Annotated in this window: 20 protein-coding genes; 9 read left to right on the forward strand and 11 right to left on the reverse strand. The window is 71.8% G+C overall.

Going from position 1 to position 16,895, the window contains the following annotated elements; translation table 11 throughout:
• Positions 1-2: 2 nt before the first annotated feature.
• The 3 genes from ACY0MJ_RS09445 to ACY0MJ_RS09455 all read right to left on the reverse strand — a co-directional run bounded on the left by ACY0MJ_RS09445 (position 3) and on the right by ACY0MJ_RS09455 (position 1,436).
• The gene (locus ACY0MJ_RS09445; protein WP_462638142.1) at positions 3-170 is read right to left on the reverse strand and encodes a hypothetical protein; all 168 of its coding nucleotides are present in this window, start codon (positions 168-170) and stop codon (positions 3-5) included.
• Between the two features lie 112 nt (positions 171-282).
• Complete coding sequence (locus ACY0MJ_RS09450) at positions 283-1,200, reverse strand: DUF808 domain-containing protein (protein WP_462638143.1); 918 nt, start codon at positions 1,198-1,200, stop codon at positions 283-285.
• A gap of 47 nt (positions 1,201-1,247) precedes the next feature.
• On the reverse strand, positions 1,248-1,436 hold the full coding sequence (locus tag ACY0MJ_RS09455) for a hypothetical protein (protein WP_462638144.1): 189 nt from the start codon (positions 1,434-1,436) through the stop codon (positions 1,248-1,250).
• Between the two features lie 114 nt (positions 1,437-1,550).
• Between ACY0MJ_RS09455 and ACY0MJ_RS09460 the strand changes: the two genes are divergently transcribed.
• The 6 genes from ACY0MJ_RS09460 to ACY0MJ_RS09485 all read left to right on the forward strand — a co-directional run bounded on the left by ACY0MJ_RS09460 (position 1,551) and on the right by ACY0MJ_RS09485 (position 6,346).
• Positions 1,551-2,315 (forward strand): c-type cytochrome, encoded by a 765-nt coding sequence (locus tag ACY0MJ_RS09460; protein WP_462638145.1) that lies wholly within the window; start codon positions 1,551-1,553, stop codon positions 2,313-2,315.
• The gene (locus ACY0MJ_RS09465) at positions 2,312-3,598 is read left to right on the forward strand and encodes a c-type cytochrome (protein WP_462638146.1); all 1,287 of its coding nucleotides are present in this window, start codon (positions 2,312-2,314) and stop codon (positions 3,596-3,598) included. Before ACY0MJ_RS09460 ends, ACY0MJ_RS09465 begins: the two co-directional genes overlap by 4 nt.
• A 16-nt stretch (positions 3,599-3,614) precedes the next feature.
• The gene (locus ACY0MJ_RS09470) at positions 3,615-4,091 is read left to right on the forward strand and encodes a protein-tyrosine phosphatase family protein (RefSeq protein WP_462638147.1); all 477 of its coding nucleotides are present in this window, start codon (positions 3,615-3,617) and stop codon (positions 4,089-4,091) included.
• A 467-nt stretch (positions 4,092-4,558) separates the two neighbouring features.
• The gene (locus ACY0MJ_RS09475; RefSeq protein WP_462638148.1) at positions 4,559-5,665 is read left to right on the forward strand and encodes a helix-turn-helix transcriptional regulator; all 1,107 of its coding nucleotides are present in this window, start codon (positions 4,559-4,561) and stop codon (positions 5,663-5,665) included.
• 81 nt (positions 5,666-5,746) lie between these two features.
• Positions 5,747-5,932: a hypothetical protein gene (locus ACY0MJ_RS09480; protein WP_462638149.1), complete on the forward strand. Its 186-nt coding sequence runs from the start codon at positions 5,747-5,749 to the stop codon at positions 5,930-5,932.
• Positions 5,933-5,944: 12 nt separating this feature from the next.
• Positions 5,945-6,346: a hypothetical protein gene (locus tag ACY0MJ_RS09485; RefSeq protein ID WP_462638150.1), complete on the forward strand. Its 402-nt coding sequence runs from the start codon at positions 5,945-5,947 to the stop codon at positions 6,344-6,346.
• A 287-nt stretch (positions 6,347-6,633) separates the two neighbouring features.
• On the opposite strand, the gene atpE is transcribed toward ACY0MJ_RS09485, so the two are convergent.
• The 6 genes from atpE to ACY0MJ_RS09515 are packed head-to-tail and all read right to left on the reverse strand — an operon-like array spanning position 6,634 to position 11,422.
• Positions 6,634-6,876, reverse strand: a complete 243-nt coding sequence (gene atpE / locus ACY0MJ_RS09490) for a F0F1 ATP synthase subunit C (protein WP_462638151.1) — start codon at positions 6,874-6,876, stop codon at positions 6,634-6,636.
• Positions 6,877-6,922: 46 nt separating this feature from the next.
• On the reverse strand, positions 6,923-7,414 hold the full coding sequence (folK, locus tag ACY0MJ_RS09495) for a 2-amino-4-hydroxy-6-hydroxymethyldihydropteridine diphosphokinase (RefSeq protein WP_462638152.1): 492 nt from the start codon (positions 7,412-7,414) through the stop codon (positions 6,923-6,925).
• Between the two features lie 3 nt (positions 7,415-7,417).
• Entirely contained in the window at positions 7,418-8,992 is a 1,575-nt protein-coding gene (gene pcnB / locus ACY0MJ_RS09500) for a polynucleotide adenylyltransferase PcnB (protein WP_462638153.1), read from the reverse strand.
• A complete protein-coding gene (locus ACY0MJ_RS09505) occupies positions 8,989-9,669 on the reverse strand; it encodes an HAD family hydrolase (RefSeq protein ID WP_462638154.1) in 681 nt (226 codons plus the stop codon). The genes pcnB and ACY0MJ_RS09505 overlap by 4 nt, the downstream gene beginning before the upstream one ends.
• The gene (hda, locus tag ACY0MJ_RS09510) at positions 9,666-10,340 is read right to left on the reverse strand and encodes a DnaA regulatory inactivator Hda (RefSeq protein WP_462638155.1); all 675 of its coding nucleotides are present in this window, start codon (positions 10,338-10,340) and stop codon (positions 9,666-9,668) included. Before hda ends, ACY0MJ_RS09505 begins: the two co-directional genes overlap by 4 nt.
• Before the next feature lie 11 nt (positions 10,341-10,351).
• Entirely contained in the window at positions 10,352-11,422 is a 1,071-nt protein-coding gene (locus ACY0MJ_RS09515; RefSeq protein ID WP_462638156.1) for an AI-2E family transporter, read from the reverse strand.
• Between the two features lie 90 nt (positions 11,423-11,512).
• On the opposite strand from ACY0MJ_RS09515, the gene purM reads away from it, so the two are divergent.
• From purM to ACY0MJ_RS09530, 3 genes are all read left to right on the forward strand, one after another.
• Positions 11,513-12,547, forward strand: coding sequence for a phosphoribosylformylglycinamidine cyclo-ligase (purM, locus tag ACY0MJ_RS09520; RefSeq protein ID WP_462638157.1), 1,035 nt, complete (start codon positions 11,513-11,515; stop codon positions 12,545-12,547).
• Positions 12,548-12,557: 10 nt separating this feature from the next.
• Positions 12,558-13,730, forward strand: a complete 1,173-nt coding sequence (locus tag ACY0MJ_RS09525) for an MFS transporter (RefSeq protein ID WP_462638158.1) — start codon at positions 12,558-12,560, stop codon at positions 13,728-13,730.
• A 120-nt stretch (positions 13,731-13,850) separates the two neighbouring features.
• The gene (locus ACY0MJ_RS09530) at positions 13,851-14,675 is read left to right on the forward strand and encodes a ParA family protein (RefSeq protein ID WP_462638159.1); all 825 of its coding nucleotides are present in this window, start codon (positions 13,851-13,853) and stop codon (positions 14,673-14,675) included.
• Positions 14,676-14,708: 33 nt separating this feature from the next.
• On the opposite strand, the gene ACY0MJ_RS09535 is transcribed toward ACY0MJ_RS09530, so the two are convergent.
• A complete protein-coding gene (locus ACY0MJ_RS09535; RefSeq protein ID WP_462638160.1) occupies positions 14,709-15,857 on the reverse strand; it encodes a hypothetical protein in 1,149 nt (382 codons plus the stop codon).
• 159 nt (positions 15,858-16,016) lie between these two features.
• Positions 16,017-16,874 (reverse strand): SirB1 family protein, encoded by an 858-nt coding sequence (locus ACY0MJ_RS09540; protein WP_462638161.1) that lies wholly within the window; start codon positions 16,872-16,874, stop codon positions 16,017-16,019.
• Positions 16,875-16,895 lie beyond the last annotated feature (21 nt).

Here is a 16,895-nt window from a genome sequence, read left to right on the forward strand (position 1 = left end):
GGTCAGGCGCCCGCGCGCGCTTCCTGCATCCAGCGCTCGATCTGGAGCACGGGATCGGCGCACTCGCAACCGAGCGCGAAATCGGCGTCGTCGCCGGGCAGGGCGTCGACGGCCGCCGGCGAGGCGGGCACGGTGGTGGCGGGCGGCACGGGCGGCTGCAGGTCAGGCATGGCGACTCTCCCTCGTTGTCCCGATTCTTCCGGTGAGGCCTCGCTCGGCTTATCCGCCGGGCACCCGAGGCAGCGTAGGAGCGCGCCTACGCATGAGCCAGGGCTGCAGTTTTTACGAGGAGAAGGCGGGCTTGCCGCGCAGCTTGCGCACCAGCGCGTAGGCGGCGACGAGGATCGCGCCGGCGACCACGCCCACCGCGCCGTTGAACAGGAGCCCCAGGGGCATCTCCCAGGCGCCCTTGTCCTCCACGGCGTTGTCGAAGGCGTGGTGCAGCGCCGGCACGCCGTGTTCCAGGATGCTGCCGCCCACGAGGAACATGGCGGCCGTGCCGGCGATCGACAGGCCCTTCATCATCCAGGGCGCGGCGCGCACGATGCCGCGGCCCACCGCCTGCGCGCCGCGCGTGGCGCGGCGACTGAGGTACAGGCCCAGGTCGTCCAGCTTCACGATGCCCGCGACGAGGCCGTACACGCCCGCCGTCATCGCCACCGCGATCGCCACGAGCACCGTCAGCCGCGTCACGAAGTCCTGGCCGGCGACCGTGCCGAGGCCGATGACGATGATCTCCGCCGACAGGATGAAGTCCGTGCGGATCGCGCCCTTGATCTTGTCCTTCTCCACCACCCGCAGGTCCAGGTCTTCCTTGACGAGCGCCTGCTGCAGTTCGCGCTGGTGCGCGTCGTCCTCGGCGCGGCTGTGCAGCAGGCGGTGCGCCAGCTTCTCCGCCGCCTCGAAGCACAGGAAGGCACCGCCCACCATCAGCAGCGGCGTCACGGCCCAGGGCGCGATGGCGCTGATCGCCAGCGCCGCCGGCACCAGGATGGCCTTGTTCAGCAGGGAACCCTTGGCGACGGCCCAGACCACCGGCAGCTCGCGCTCGGCGCGCACGCCGGTCACCTGCTGCGCGTTGAGCGCGAGGTCGTCTCCCAGCACCCCGGCGGTCTTCTTGGCCGCGACCTTGGTCAGGACCGAGACGTCGTCGAGGATGGTGGCGATGTCGTCGAGGAGCGCGAGCAGGCTGGCGGCCATCGGCGCATCCTAGCCGGTGTCGCCGCGACGCGGGGGCGGCCCGCGCGCTAGTAGTTGCCCGTGCGGTACGGGCTGCGCGGCACGTACTTGTGCTCGCCGTCGGGGATGGGCTCGGCTTTCGGGTCCGGCCGGTGCTGGACCGCGTTGGTGCCTTCGCCCTCCGCGGGCGGCCGGCGCCGTCCCCGCGGCGCTTCCGCCTGCGGCTTCGGCCGGCTCGAACGTCGGTAGAGGTTCATGCGGCCACATTAGGAGTGGCCTTTCGCCTGCGTTGTAGGACGCCGTCCATGTCCGTGTCCGATGCGTACCGACGGAGCGGGGCACCGGCGCAAGCAGTGGCATAGTCCCCGCCCATGCGCGGCGCACTCCTCTTCCTGCTCCTGCTGTGCGGTGCCGCGGGCGCGGCGCCCGAAGGCTTCCAGGACACCATCGCCCAGCGCACGCTCGCCTGCACGGCGTGCCATGGGCGCGAGGGCCGCGCCGGCCCGGACGGCTACTACCCGCGCATCGCCGGCAAGCCCGCGGGCTACCTGTACAACCAGCTGCTGCACTTCCGCGACGGCCGGCGCCGCTACGGCCTCATGGCCGGACTGCTGGAGACGCTCTCCGACGACTACCTGTGGGAGATCGCGCAGCACTTCGCGAGCCTGGACGTCCCCTATCCGCCGCCGCAGCCGGCCACCGCGCCGGCCGAGGTGCTCCAGCGGGGCCGCGTGCTGGCGCTGGAAGGCGACGCGGACCGGCGCGTGCCGGCGTGCGCGAGCTGCCACGGCAAGGCGCTCACCGGCGTGCTGCCCAATGTGCCGGGGCTGCTGGGGCTGCCGCGCGACTACCTCAACGCGCAGCTGGGCGCCTGGCGCACCGGGCAGCGCCGCGCGCTCGCGCCCGACTGCATGGCGGAAATCGCGCGCCGCCTCGCGCCGGACGACCTGTCGGCGGTCACGGCCTGGCTCGCGGCCGAGGCACTGCCGCGCAACACCAGGCCGGTGGCTGCCCACGCGCCCGCGCCGGCGCCGCACCGGCGCAAGGGCCGCAAGGCGCAGCCTCCGCCGCCCGCGCCCGAGCCGCCGCCCATGCGCTGCGGCTACGCCCAGCCGCCCGGAGAGGCCGCGCGATGAAGCGGGTCCTGCAGGTGATCGCGCTGGCCGCCCTCGCGGCGCTGGCGGTGCTCGGCGCGCTGGTGTGGATGTTCAACTTCGGCGGCGAGCGCATCCGCGATGCGGCGCCGCGCACGCCGCCCGCGCCCGAACAGGTCGCCCGTGGGGCCTACCTGGCCCGCGCCGGCGACTGCATGCTGTGCCACACCGAGCGCGGCGGCGCGCCCTATGCCGGCGGCCGGCCCTTCCAGACGCCGTTCGGCACCGTGTACGCGAGCAACCTGACGCCCGACGCCGAAACGGGCCTGGGCACCTGGTCGGCCGCGCACTTCCGCCGCGCGCTGCACGAGGGGCGTTCGCGCGACGGCCGCCTGCTCTACCCCGTGTTCCCCTACGAGCACTTCAGCCGCATCACCGACGCCGACGCCGACGCGCTGTTCGACTACCTGCGCAGCCTGCCGCCGGTGCGCAAGCCCGATCGCCAGCACCGGCTGCGCTGGCCGTACCGCACGCAGGCGGCGCTGGCGGTCTGGCGCGCGCTGTACTTCCGGCCCGGCCCCTACGAACCCGACGCGGCGCGCACGCCCGAATGGAACCGCGGCGCCTACCTCGTGCAGGGCCTGGGCCACTGCGGCGCCTGCCACACGCCGCGCGACCCGCTGGGCGGGCAGGCCGAGGCCATGGACCTGTCGGGCGGGCTCATCCCCCTGCAGAACTGGTACGCGCCCGCGCTCACGTCGCCCAGCGAGGCCGGCGTGGCCGACTGGGCGCTGCAGGACATCGTGCAGCTGCTCTCCACCGGCGTCTCGCGGCGCGGCACGGTGCTGGGCCCGATGGCGGAGGTGGTGCTGCACAGCACGCAGTACCTGGAACCGGCCGACGTGCGCGCGATGGCGGTGTACCTGAAGTCGCTGCCGCAGGCGGCCACCGACACGGACCCGCGCGAGATCCCGCGCGCGGCCGGCAGCGTGCTGTCGCGCGGCGGCAAGCTGTACGAGGACCACTGCGCGTCCTGCCACGGCAGCAAGGGCGAAGGTGTGCCGGGCGCCTATCCGCCGCTGGCGGGCAACCGCGCCGTCACGCTGCCCGTCACGTCGAACCTCGTGCAGGTCGTGCTGAACGGCGGCTTCCCGCCGGCCACGCGGGGACATCCGCGTCCCTTCGGCATGCCGCCCTTCGCCACGCAGCTGTCCGACGGCGACGTCGCCGCCGTGATCACCTTCCTGCGCTCGTCGTGGGGCAACAAGGCGGCGCCCGTCAGCGAGCTCGACGTCGCCCGGCAACGCAGCAGCGCGCGCGAGTAGCGTGGACAATGCGTCCATGGCCCTGCGACGCCTCCCACTGCCCCCGGAAGTCCCCGGCCAGGTCTGGCTGGGGGCGATGCCCGGCCGCTTCGATTCCTGGGACACCTTCCGCGCCGAAGCCGACCGCCACCGGCTCGGGCTGGTCGTGTGCCTCGCGCCGCGCGCGGAACTGGCGGAACTCGCTCCGGACTACCATGCCGCGGTGTCGGGCGGCCGGCTGCCGTTCCGCTGGATGCTGGTGCCGATGCGCAACTTCGGCCTGCCGGAGGACCCGGCGGCCTTCCGGCGCGACGTCGCCACGCTGGCCGAGGAAGTGCGCAAGGGCGAGGTCGTGTTCCTGCACTGCGCCGCGGGATTGGGGCGCACGGGGACGGCGGCGGCATGCCTGCTGAAGGCTTTGGGGCTGGAGAGCGACGAGGCGCTGCGGCGCGTGCGGGAGGCGGGGTCGAATCCGCAGAATGCGGAGCAGTCGGGGTTGGTGGGGTGGTTTTGAATTCATCCCGGGCTTCGATCTGAAGTCTGGTCATCGGAGAGGTGCCCTCCGACCGGCCCGGGGCGGGGCTGCCCGTCCCTGCGAATGTCCCCCGGCGCGTCCCTACGCCTGCGGCTCGGGAAGCTTCCTCCTCCTTGATTTCGCTGGGACGGGCAGCCCCGCCCCGGGCCTTGACGGAGTGCCGCGCTGCCCGTCCTGCCCCTCACCCCAGCCCTCTCCCCAGAGGGGAGAGGGAGGAAAACCAGAGTGGCACTCGGGAAGCGCCGGGGGACATTCGCCAAGGCGGATCGCCTCACCCCGGTGCGAGGCCGAAGGCACCTCTCGGCAAGTACGGGACCATCACGGAGGCACCGACTCGACGGTCTTTCCAATTCACACACCGCCCGTCAGCAAGTGGGACATCCCCGATCCCCACCGCCGCAAATCCGGGCGCGCAATGGTGGAACGCTTCCGGGAAGGAGGGTCCCATGCGCACAAGCCAGGAGAAGCTGCTTGCTTCGGCGATCGACCAGCTCTACGACTCGGCCACCGATGCCTCGGCCTGGCCGGATGCGCTCGGGGCGGTCGCCCGCGTGTTCGATGCGCCCCGGCTGGGTTTGCTGCACACCTCGGCTTCCGTGGACCGGGTGATCGACATGAAGGGCCTCAACTTCGATCCCGAGTCGCAGTCCCTCTACAACCGCTACTACTGGCAGCTCGATCCGACGCTCGAGGCCAGCCGCCGGGCCCGGCCCGGCGACTGGGAGGACTGCAGCCGGTTGTTCGATCCGCGCACGACGCCGCATCGGGAATACGTGAACGACTACGCCATCCCGAGCGGCTTGCGCTGGGTTGCGGGCGGCAAGGTGCATGGCGACAGCGAGAGCTGCATCATCCTGGGCTTGCAGCGTCCGGCGGATGCGCGCGCTTTCGACCCGGACTGCGCGTTGCTGTTCGGCAGCTTGCGGCCCCACCTCAAGCGCGTTTGCGTGATCGCGCGGGAACTGGCTGCCCTGCGCGGGCAGGCGGCGAGGAGCGAGGCCGCCCTCGATGGCCTGCTGCAACCTGCGTTCGTCGTCTCCCCGACGGCGGCGCTCCTGCTCGCCAACCAGGCCGCAGAGAGGCAACTGCGGGCCGGGGTCCCGTTCGAGGCGCGCCACGGCCGGCTCGTGGCGGCCGCCCGCGGGAGCGCAGCGAGGCTGGAGGCGGCCATCCGGGCCGCGACGGCGCTCCGGCACCGGTCGGCTTCGGACTGGGCGGAACGCGCTTCCGACGGCAGCCACTGGATCGTGCGTGTCCTGCCGATGCAAGGCGACAGCGGGTGCGCGCTCGTGTATCTCCGATCGACGGATGCCCAGCTCGCCTCCACGTCGGTCCTCGAGCGGCTTTTCTCGCTGACCGCCGCCGAAGCGGAGATCGCGCGCCAGCTCGCGTCCGGCCTCAGCGTCAAGGAAATCGCGTATGCCCGCGGCGTGTCGGAGCTCACGGTGCGGTCGCAGGTGCGCGCTGTCCTCACCAAGACGGGAGCACGCCGCCTATCCGGCCTGCAGGCGCTGGTCCGGTCCGTGCCGCTGCTGAGCACCGATCTCCAGTAGGCGCCTGTCCATCTCCAACATTGGGGATGAACGCCGGCTGGCGCGGCCCGCAACATGGCGCCTCACCGAAAGGAGACGAACATGCTTGCTGCCTTCCCCGCCCCGTCCTTTCCGATGCGCGCGCTCCTCCTGCGCCTGCGCAGGGCATGGCCTTCGTCCTCCCCGCGGGAGGACCACGACCCGGTCCGCCTGCCCGAGAACCTGGCCTACGCGCCGGGCGTCCGTGCGCGCCGGATGATCCGCGCAGCCAGGCAGGGCGCCTGCTGAAGGAGCGCGAACATGGCCCAACGGACACTCATGAGGACCGCCGCCATCGTCGCATTCATCTTCGGCATTCCGCTGCTGCTCGCGCCCGACGCCCTGCTGGCGCTGTACCGCTCCGTCCCGCTGAACGTGTCGGGGGTCCACCAGGCGATGTTGCATGGCGCATGCCTGCTCGCCATCGGCACGATGAACTGGCTGGCCGCGTCCGCGCCCCAGGCCGCCGCCCGCCCGGTGATCATCGGAACCCTGGTGCTCACGGTCCTCGGAGCGGCCGTTTCACTCACCCGCCAGCTGGCGGGGCTGGCTCCGGTGACAGCCTGGTTGAACCTCGCCATCTACCTGGTGCTTGCCATCCTGTACGCCTGGATGCTGCGGCCACGCGCGGGGGGATCGCTGACGGGCACGCGTGCGGCGTGAGTCGAGAGCGAGGGGGCTTCTGGAGGTAGTGCCTCGCTGCCCCTCACCCCAGCCCTCTCCCCAGAGGGGAGAGGGAGGAAGTCCGAGGAGCGGCACGGTGGAAGCGCCGGGGTGAGGCGGTCCGACTGGGCGAAATCAAGGAGGAGGGAGCGGGCCGAGCCGCAGGCGTAGGCACGCGCCGGGGGACATTCGCCAAGGCGGATCGCCTCACCCCGGTGCGTGGCCGAAGGCACCTCTCCGCGTGAAGAGGACAACGCCGAAGGCAGCAACTCGACGGTTTTCCAACCTCAAGAAGCGAACGGATTCGCGAACACGAACATCAACGCGACGCTCACGGCGATGAGGAAGTTCGCGTCGATCAGTCCCGCGAGCAGGAACATCTTCACCTGCAGCGGTTCCATCATTTCCGGCTGGCGCACCGCGCCATCGATGAAGCGGCTGCCCATCACGCCGATTCCCAGGCAGGCGCCGATGGCGCCCAGGCCGATGATGAGGCCGCATGCGACGGCGATGAGTCCGGTGTCTGTCATGGTGAGCTCCTTGGTTTTCGGATGCCCCCATGGTGCCGGCGCCTCCTCAGCCCGGCGATGACCTGGGAGGTAAAGGCGCGATGCGCTGGCCGGCGACGGCCGCCAGGTCGCGCGTGTCGACCCGCTCGGGCGCCAGCTCCTGCAGCGGCAACAACACGAAGGCACGCTCGCGCCAGCGCGGATGCGGCACCGTCAGCGCCGCGCTCGCGATGCGGGCATCGCCGTACAGGAGCAGGTCGAGGTCCAGCGTGCGCGGCGCGTTGCGGTACGGCCGCTCGCGGCCGGCCGCCTGTTCCAGCGCCTGCAGGTGCGCCAGCAGTTCGGGCGCAGTGAGGCGCGTCTCCAGCTGCGCCACGGCGTTGAGGTAGTCGGGTCCGCCGGCGTCGAGCGGCGCGCTGCGGTAGCGGCGCGAGCTCCGCACGAGCGTCGTGCCGGGAAGGGCCGCGAGCCCTTGCAGGGCCGCGTCGAGCGCGCGCCCGGCGTCGCCCAGGTTGGCGCCGAGGCCCACGAAGGCCGTGACCGGCGCGCGCGCGTCCATGCGCTAGTCGGCGGCGCGTTCGCCCGCCGGCGCCCCGGCTTCGCCGGCGCCCTGCCCGGCCGGCTTGCGTCGGCGGCGGCGGCGCTTGCGCGGCGCGTCGCCCGTCGCGGCCTCGCCTTCGGCCGGATGCGGTTCCAGCGGCGCGGCTGCCGCCTCGCGCGCGTCTTCCTGCGCCAGGGCCGGCGGCTTCACGCGGCGCGCCTTGCGCTGCTGTTTCTGCTGCTCGTCGCGCAGCGCCTCCACCAGGTCCTCGCGCACGGTGTCGCTGGCCTGGCTGAACTGCTGCCACCAGTCGGCCAGCACCACGTCCACCTCGCCGATGTCGGCGCGCAGGCGCATGAAGTCGAAGGCGGCGCGGAAGCGCGGCTGCTCCACCAGGCTGAAGGGCGTGTTGCCGGTGCGCTTCTCGAAGCGCGGCTGCATCATCCAGATCTCGCGCATGTCGGCGCCCAGCTTGCCGCGGCCGGAGATGTCGCCGATGCGCGCGTCGAAGACCTCGTCGATCGCCTCCTGCAGCGCCGGGAAGGGATGGCGGCGCTCGGCGAGGCGCTGCTGCCAGCCGTCGCGCACGTCCGACCACAGCACGCAGGCGAGCAGGAAGCTCGCCGCGACCGGCTTGTCCTCGCCGACGCGGCGGTCGGTGTCCTGCAGCGCCGCCCGCACGAAGGGCTGCTCGGCCCGTTCGACCACCAGGTCCAGCAGCGGGTAGATGCCGCGGGCCATGCCCAGCGCCTTGAGCTGCTCGATGCTGGCCAGCGAGTGGCCCGTCTGCAGCAGCTTGAGCATCTCGTCGAACAAGCGGCTCTGCGGCACCTCGCCCAGCAGCGGCAGGCTGGGCAGCAGTGGCGCCTTCGTCTTCGCGTCGAACTTGAAGCCGAGCGCCGCCAGCTTGGAGGCGAAGCGCACGGCGCGGATGATGCGCACCGGGTCTTCGCGGTAGCGCGTGGCCGGGTCGCCGATCATGCGCAGCACGCGCTTCTTGGCATCGGCGAAGCCGCCGTGGTAGTCGACCACGACGCGCCGCTCGGGGTCGTAGTACATCGCGTTGATGGTGAAGTCGCGCCGCGCGGCGTCCTCTTCCTGCGGGCCCCAGACGTTGTCGCGCAGCACGCGGCCCGACGCGTCCACGGCGTGCTTCATGCCGGCGAGCTCGCTGCGGCTGGTGCGCTCGTTGCCGCTCACGGCCTCCGCGGCGCCGTTGTCCAGGTAGGCGCGGAAGGTGGAGACCTCGATCACCTCGTGCTCGCGCCCGCGCCCGAACACCACGTGCACGATGCGGAAGCGCCGGCCGATGATGAAGGCGCGGCGGAACAGGCCTTTCACCTGCTCCGGCGTCGCGTCGGTGGCGACGTCGAAGTCCTTGGGGCGCAGCCCCAGCAGCAGGTCGCGCACGGCGCCGCCCACGATGTAGGCCTCAAAGCCGCCTTCCTTGAGCGTGTGCACCACGTGCAGGGCGCGCTCGTCGACGAGCGTCGGGTCGATCGCGTGCTGGTCGGGCCCCACTTCCTGGCGCTTGCCGAACCGGGGTTTGCGGCCGGTGGTGCCGGCGATGAGCTTGTCGATGAACTTCTTGATCATTGTCTTTCGAACAGGTCCAGTATGCGCCAGCCGCGCTCGAGCGCGAGGGTCCGCAGGCGCGGGTCGGGATTGGTGGCGACGGGATGGTCGACACGCTCGAGCAGCGGCAGGTCGTTCATGGAGTCGGAGTAGAAGGTGGTCTCGACGTCCAGCCAGTCGAGCCCCCGCGCCGCCAGCCACGCGGTGACGCGCACCACCTTGCCCTCGCGCATGGAGGGCACGCCGGCGATCTCGCCGGTGATCCAGCCCGCCCCGTCCCGCTCCAGCTCGACGGCGATCAGCTCGGGCACGCCGAAGGCCGCGGCGATCGGCCGCGTCACCAGCTCGTTGGTGGCGGTGACGATGGCGACCGTGTCGCCCTGCTGCTGGTGGCGGCGCACCAGCTGCAGCGCGGCCGGGCGCAGCGCCGGCTGGATCCACTCGCGCATGAAGCGCGCATGCGCCTGCTCGTATTCCGCCGGGCCCCGCTCGCGCAGCGCCTCCACGGCGAAACGCACGTAGTCGTGCACGTCCAGCGTGCCGGCGACATAGTGCGCGTAGAACTCGTCGTTGCGGCGCTTGAAGACGACCGGGTCGGTCCAGCCGATCTGCTGCGTGAACTCGCCCCACGAGTAGTCCGAGTCGATCGGCAGCAGCGTGTGGTCGAGGTCGAACAGCGCGACTTGGGGACGGCTCACTCGTTCTCCAGCATGGACTTGATGAGGGGGATGGTGATGGCCCGCTGCGTCTGCAGGGCGTACGCGTCCAGGTGGTCCAGCAGCTGCATCAGGCTGCCGAGGTCGCGCGAGAAGCGGTGCAGGATGAAGTCCATCACCTCGTCGCCCAGGAACACGCCGCGGGCGTCGGCGGCCTGGCGCAGCACGGCGCGGCGCTCCGGCTCGCTCAGCACGTGCAGCTCGAAGACGTGGCCCCAGCCGAGCCGGGTGCGCAGGTCCTCGCGCAGCTTCAGGTCCGCCGGCGGCAGCAGGCCCGCCGCCAGCACGCCGCGCTGCAGCGCCTGGGCCTGGACGAACCAGCTGAAGGCCGCGTGCTGCTGCACGGCGCTGTAGCGGTGCACGTCGTCCATCAGGACCACGGCCCAGCGCTCGTCGTACTCCGGCGGCTCGGCGACGGAGGGATCGAGCCAGCCGGCGCGGGCGCCCTGCTCGCGCAGGCTCTCCTGCACCGCGAGCAGCAGGTGCGTCTTGCCGCTCCCCGCCGCCCCCCAGAGGTAGGTGGGCACGGGCGAGCGCGTGGGGTTGCCCGCCCACAGGTGCAGGTGCTTCCAGGCGGCCTCGTTGGGGCCGGCCAGGAAGCTGGCGAGGCTGGGCGCCCGCGCCAGGCCGATGTCCAGGGGAAGCTGCTTCATGCCGGTCCGCATCATCCGTGGTACAGGCGGCTCGCGAAATAGCCGCTGCGCATGCGCCGCACGGCCACCAGCAGCACGGCGCTGGCCGGCAGCGCGATCAGCACGCCGACGAAGCCGAGCAGCTGGCCGAAGGCCAGCAGCGCGAAGATCACCGCCAGCGGGTGCAGGCCGATGCGCTCGCCCACCAGCCGCGGCGTGAGGAAGAAGCCTTCGAACACCTGCCCCAGCCCGTACACCACGCCCACCATCAGGAAGGCCTTGGCCGAGGCGAACTCCAGCAGGCCGGCGAGGATGGCCAGGAACATGCCGATGCCGAAGCCGACGTAGGGCACGAACATCGCCAGGCCGGTGAACACGCCGATCGGCAGCGCGAGGTCCAGCCCGAACAGCGCCAGGCCCGTGCTGTAGAAGATGGCCATGGTCACCATCACCAGCAGCTGGCCGCGCAGGTACTGGCCCAGCACCAGGTCGGCCTCGTCGGTGAACGAGTCCACTCCGGGGCGGGCGCGCGGGGGCACGAACTCCAGGGCGCGCGCGACCAGCAGTTTCCAGTCGAGCAGCAGGTAGAACAGGGCCACGGGCACCAGCAGGGCGTTGCCGACCAGCAGAACGGCCAGGCTGCTGCCGATCTTGACGGAGGACCAGACGGAGCCGACGCCGCCGCTCCAGTTGGTCTGCAGGTAGTCCACGACCTCCTCGCGCAGGCTCGCCAGGTCCAGGGAGATGTGGACGCCGAACTGGGCCAGCCAGGGCGAGAGCGTCGCGTGCAGGCGGTCAAACAGCAGCGGGAGCTGTTCGCGCAGCAGCGGGACTTCCTTCACCAGCACCGGCACGATCAGCAGCAGGATGCACAGCACCACGATGACGAACAGCAGCTCCACCACCAGCACGGCCAGCCAACGCGGCATGCGGCCGCGGCCGAGGGCGTCCAGGCGGTCGACCAGCGGCGTGAGCGCGTAGGCCAGCACCCCGGCGATCAGGAAGGGGGTGAGCACCGGGCCCAGGGCGCGCAGGACCAGCACCGCCAGCACGGCGATCGCCGTCCAGGCCGCGGCCCGCTTCTGGGTGGGGGTGAATTGCACGGAGGGTGGAGTCGGACGGGAGGTCCGTGGGCACTAGAATCAGGCGCAAATTCTATCGGTCGGCGCCGCGGGGCCCCGGCCCGCCCCTGCATGAACGCTTCCCCCCTCTCGTACAAGGACGCCGGCGTCGACATCGACGCGGGCGACGCGCTGGTCGAACGCATCAAGCCGCTCGCGAAGAAGACGATGCGCGAAGGCGTGCTGGCCGGCATCGGCGGCTTCGGCGCCCTGTTCGAGGTGCCGAAGCGCTACAAGGAGCCGGTGCTGGTGAGCGGCACCGACGGCGTGGGCACCAAGCTGAAGCTCGCCTTCGAGTGGAACATGCACGACACCGTCGGCATCGACCTGGTGGCGATGAGCGTCAACGACGTCCTGGTGCAGGGCGCCGAGCCCCTGTTCTTCCTGGACTACTTCGCCTGCGGCAAGCTGGACGTGGACACGGCGGCGGCCGTCGTGGGCGGCATCGCCCGCGGCTGCGAGCTGGCCGGCTGCGCCCTGATCGGCGGCGAGACGGCGGAGATGCCCGGCATGTACCCGCCCGGCGAATACGACCTGGCGGGCTTCGCCGTCGGCGCCGTGGAGAAATCGAGGATCCTCGGCGGCCAGGACGTCCGGGACGGCGACGTCGTGCTGGGCCTCGCCTCCAGCGGCGTGCACTCCAACGGCTTCTCGCTGGTGCGCAAGTGCATCGAACGCGCGGGCGCGCAGCTGCCCGCCACGCTGGACGGCCGCCCCTTCCGGGAGGCGGTGATGGAGCCGACGCGGATCTACGTGAAGCCGGTGCTCGCGGCCCTCGCGCAGCACCCCGGCATCAAGGCGCTGGCCCACATCACCGGCGGCGGGCTGCTGGAGAACATCCCGCGCGTGCTGCCCGACGGCCTCGCCGCGCAGCTGCGCCAGGGCAGCTGGCCGCGCACGGAGCTGTTCGCCTGGCTGCAGGCGACCGCGGCGATCGACGACCAGGAAATGAACCGCACGTTCAACAACGGCATCGGCATGGCGGTCGTGGTCGCGCCGGCCGAGGCGGCGGCGGTGGCGGCCACGCTGCGGGCCGCCGGCGAATCGGTGCACGAGATCGGCCGCATCGTCCCGCGCGGCAGCGGCGCCAGCGTCACCGTCGGCTGATCCTTCCCCCATGCAGCAGCGCGCTGCTTCCTCGCGGCTGCCCGCCGGCGTCTGGGCGCTGGGCTTCGTCAGCCTGCTGATGGACGTCTCCTCGGAGATGATCCACAGCCTGCTGCCCGTGTTCCTCGTGAGCGGCCTCGGCGCGAGCATGCTGGCCGTGGGCCTGATCGAGGGCGCGGCCGAGGCGACCGCGCTCGTGATGAAGGTGTTCTCGGGCGTGTGGAGCGACTGGCTGGGCCGGCGCAAGCCGCTGGCCGTGCTGGGCTACGGTCTCGGCGCCGCGTCCAAGCCGCTCTTCGCGCTCGCGACCAGCACCGGCATGGTGCTGGCGGCGCGCCTCATCGACCGCGTCGGCAAGGGCGTGCGCGGCGCGCCGCGGGACGCGCTGGTCGCCGATCTCGTGCCGGCCGCGCAGCGCGGCGCCGCCTACGGCCTGCGCCAGGCGCTGGACACGGTGGGCGCCTTCCTCGGGCCGCTGGCCGCGATTGGCCTCATGCTGCTGTGGGCCAACGACTTCCACGCGATCTTCTGGGTGGCGGTGATCCCCGCGCTGCTGTCGGTGGCCCTGCTCGCCTTCGGCGTGCACGAGCCGGAGGCGCCGGCCGGCAATGCGCGCGTGAACCCGATCCGGCGCGAGAACCTGCGCCAGCTGGACGCCGGCTACTGGTGGGTCGTCGCCATCGGCGCGCTGTTCACGCTGGCGCGCTTCAGCGAGGCCTTCCTGGTGCTGCGCGCGCAGCAGGGCGGGCTGCCCGTCGCCTGGGCGCCGCTGGTTCTGATCGCGATGAGCGCCGTGTACGCGCTGGGCGCCTATCCCTTCGGCAAGCTGGCGGACCGCGTATCGCGCCGCAAGCTGCTGGCCGCCGGCCTGGCCGTGCTGGTGGCGGCCGACCTGGCGCTCGCCGCTTCCGAACATGGCGTGCTGCTGTGGGTGGGCATCGCCCTCTGGGGCCTGCACATGGCGTTGACGCAGGGACTGCTCGCGACGCTGGTGGCGGACGCGTCGCCGGCGCCGCTGCGCGGCACGGCCTTCGGCGTCTTCAACCTCGCCAGCGGCCTCGCGCTGCTGGTGGCGAGCGCGCTCGCCGGCGCCCTGTGGGACCGCCTGGGCGGGGCCAGCACCTTCCTCGCGGGGGCGGCGATCAGCGCCGCGGCGCTGCTGGCACTGGCCGCGAGGCGTTGAACGGCACCCCTGGCCGGACAGGCGGCGCGCCGTTGCGCCGCTACAAGAGTCGGAGCACATCCGGGCTGGACTTGCGCCCTCGCGTGCCCGACACTGGCGCCTCAGAAGAGGAACCAGCCCATGCCCGTGGTCGCGGTCGTCAACCGCAAGGGAGGAAGCGGCAAGAGCACCTTCGCCGCGCACGTCGCCGCCTGGTGCGCGCGGCAGGAGCTCGCCGTGATGCTCGGCGACATCGACCGGCAGCAGTCCAGCCGCGGCTGGCTGCGCCGGCGCGACCCGGCCCTGCCCGCCATCGCCCCCTGGACCATCGACCAGAAGAACGTGCTGCGCGTGCCCACCGGCATCACCCACGTGGTGCTCGACACGCCCGGCGGCCTGCACGGCTTCGAGCTGGCGCGCATCGTGATGTTCGCCGACGCCATCGTGCTGCCCGTGTGCCCTTCGCTGTTCGACCGTGAATCGGCCGCGGCCTGCATCGCGGAGCTGATGACGCTGCCGCGCGTCGCCAAGGGCCTGTGCAAGGTCGCGACGGTGGGCATGCGCGTCGACGGCCGCACCAACGCGGCGGAGGTGCTGCGCGGCTGGGCGGGCGACAACCACGTGCCCATGATCGGCGTGCTGCGCGAGACGCAGCTGTACGTGCGCAGCCTGGAACGCGGCCTGACCCTGTTCGACCTGCCGCCCGAGAAGGCGGAGGTCGACCTGGCGCAGTGGCAACCGATCCTGCAGTGGCTCAAGCCCGTGCTGATGCCGCCGCCGGCCGCCGAGACGCGGCGCGAGCCCGTCCTGCCGGTGCGCCGGCCTTCCGTGCTGGCCGCGGGGCCGCAGCCGCACGCGAACGGCCGCCGGCCCGCGCTCGCCGAAGCGCCGAGGAGTTCCATCCTCGGCGGGCTGCCGCTGAACGAGGCGGGCCGCCTCGCGGCCAGCCGGACCGGCGAAGGCTGATCCGCTGTCCGCGGCGGCACCCGCCAGCCTGCTTCAGACGCCCTGGACGATGTCGATCATCCGGATCTTGCCCGGCTGCAGGACATCGGGCGACGCATAGATCGTCGCGGAGCTGTTGGCCGGCGAGCAGTACACCTGCACCAGGCTCGCCTGCAGCAAGGCCAGCTGCGTCTGCTGCGCGGTCGTGAGCGTCCCGCGCGAGAGGTAGCTGCGGCGCTGCCCGGTGGAGATGCTCGTCGCGATGCCATCCGGCATCAGGATCTCGCCGCCCTTGATGCAGAAGCGGCCGTCCAGGGCGGCGGAGGTGGGGTTGTAGTCCATCTCCGCCTTCACCGTGAACGAGCCCGGGCCGTTGCGCCGGTACACCTTGTTGTCGATGGCGAACCAGAGCGCGCCGTCGTACCACGTCATGTCCGTCACCCAGCCGAAGCCGCTGCCGGGAATCGTCTCCGTGGACTTCAGGCCCGAGCCGCTGTACACGCGCAGTTCGCGGCCGTCGGCGACGAACAGTTCCAGGTCGTCGGGCCGGCCCAGGACGCGGTCCGCGCCCTGGTAAGCCAGCGGCGCCACGGGCGTGGTGAACATGTCGGAGACCTTGCGGCTGCCCGTGTACATGTTGTCGTCGAGGTAGACGGCCAGGTAGTCCCGGTTGATGGAGCCGCCCAGGCCCCAGGGTCCGGTGAACGTGCCTTGCAGGGGGCCCGGCGTGACCACCTGCAGGGTCATGTCGTTCTCCCACTCGAACGACGGCGCGCCGTTGTTCGCGTTGTACTGCGCCACCTTGGCCGTGTTCTGGTACCAGAAGCTGAACTCGCGGTCCCGTTCCGTATAGGAGTTGGACGGCACCACGTCGAACGCCGACTCGGCCCCGAAGTCGGCCGTCGACCACGCGTTCGAGAACGCCGGGCTGCCGTGCAGCTTGTGCACGCGGTGGCCCCCCTGGGCGTTGCTGTCCACGATGTACAGGCCCCGGTTGGTGACGCCCGCCACCTGGACCACCGAGTGCACGGCGTCGTAGCCCGGGATCGCGCCGTAGGTCACGGTCGCGACCTGGCCGGAAGTGCCGCCGCCGCCGCCGCCCCCGCCCGGTGCGCCTCCGCCTCCGTCCGAGTCTCCTCCTCCTCCGCCACCTCCGCAGGCCGCGAGCGCGAGGCTCGCCGCGACCGCCAGGGTGGCTCCCATCCGATTCCAATGCTCCTGCATGCGCGTCCTTGTTGGTTGAGAGATCGTCGCCCCCTCCATCTGCGAGGGCGAGCCGATTCTCTGGACGCTGCGGGAATGTTCAATTCCCCGTTTGGGGGCCAAGGCGCGCGGACGCGCGCCAGGTGCGAGGCGCTGCCGCTACTGCTTCGCGCGGCGCAGGTCGGCCACGCGGTCGGCGATGGCGTCGATGTCCAGCGCGTCCTGCGCGTGCACGAGGTAGGTCTCGAGATCTTCGACCGCGTTGGCCGTGTGGCCCTGCTCCGCGTGCGCGAGCCCGCGGTCACGGTATTCCGCCCAGGCGTCGGGCAGCAGCACCAGCAGTCGGTTCTGCACGGCGATCAGCCGCTGCCAGTCTTCCTGCGCGCGGTGGATCTCCTTCAGGTTGCGCAGCATGCGCGCGACGATGTCGCGCGGCGGCGCCGCCTGCAGGTACAGCCCCAGCGGCACCTCGAACTCGTCGACCAGGCCGCTGCGGCGCTTGTACGGCTCCAGCCGCTCGGAGAGCTCCTCGCGCGAGAGCGACTGGCCGCTGAACGGGTCGATCACCACCTGCCCCTTGGGCAGGTTGACCTTCACCATGAAGTGGCCCGGGAAGCAGACGCCGCGCGCGTGCAGGCCGATGCCCTGCGCCAGCTCGATCCACAGCACCGCCAGCGAGATCTGGATGCCGCGGCGCGTGCGCAGCACCACGTTCAGGTAGCTGTTGTCCGGGTCGCAGTAGTCGTTGACGTTGCCGCCGAAGCTCAGGTCGCGGAAGAAGAACTGGTTCAACGTGCGCAGCCGCTGCAGGGCGGCGGCATCGGCGGGGATGCGGCGCTTCAGGCGCGCGAGCAACTGGTCGACGTCGCCGAGGACCACCTGCAGGTCGAGATCGGGGTATTCGTCCTGCGCGATGCTGGCGGCCGCCTCGAGCAGCGGAAAGTGCTCGTCGCTCTGCACCAGCGTCCGGAAATATTCCAGCGGCGTGGGTGCGGTGAACTGGAGCGTGGACGACATTGGAGGTTTGTAATGGACGGG

Source organism: Ramlibacter sp. bp-362, from assembly GCF_054956735.1.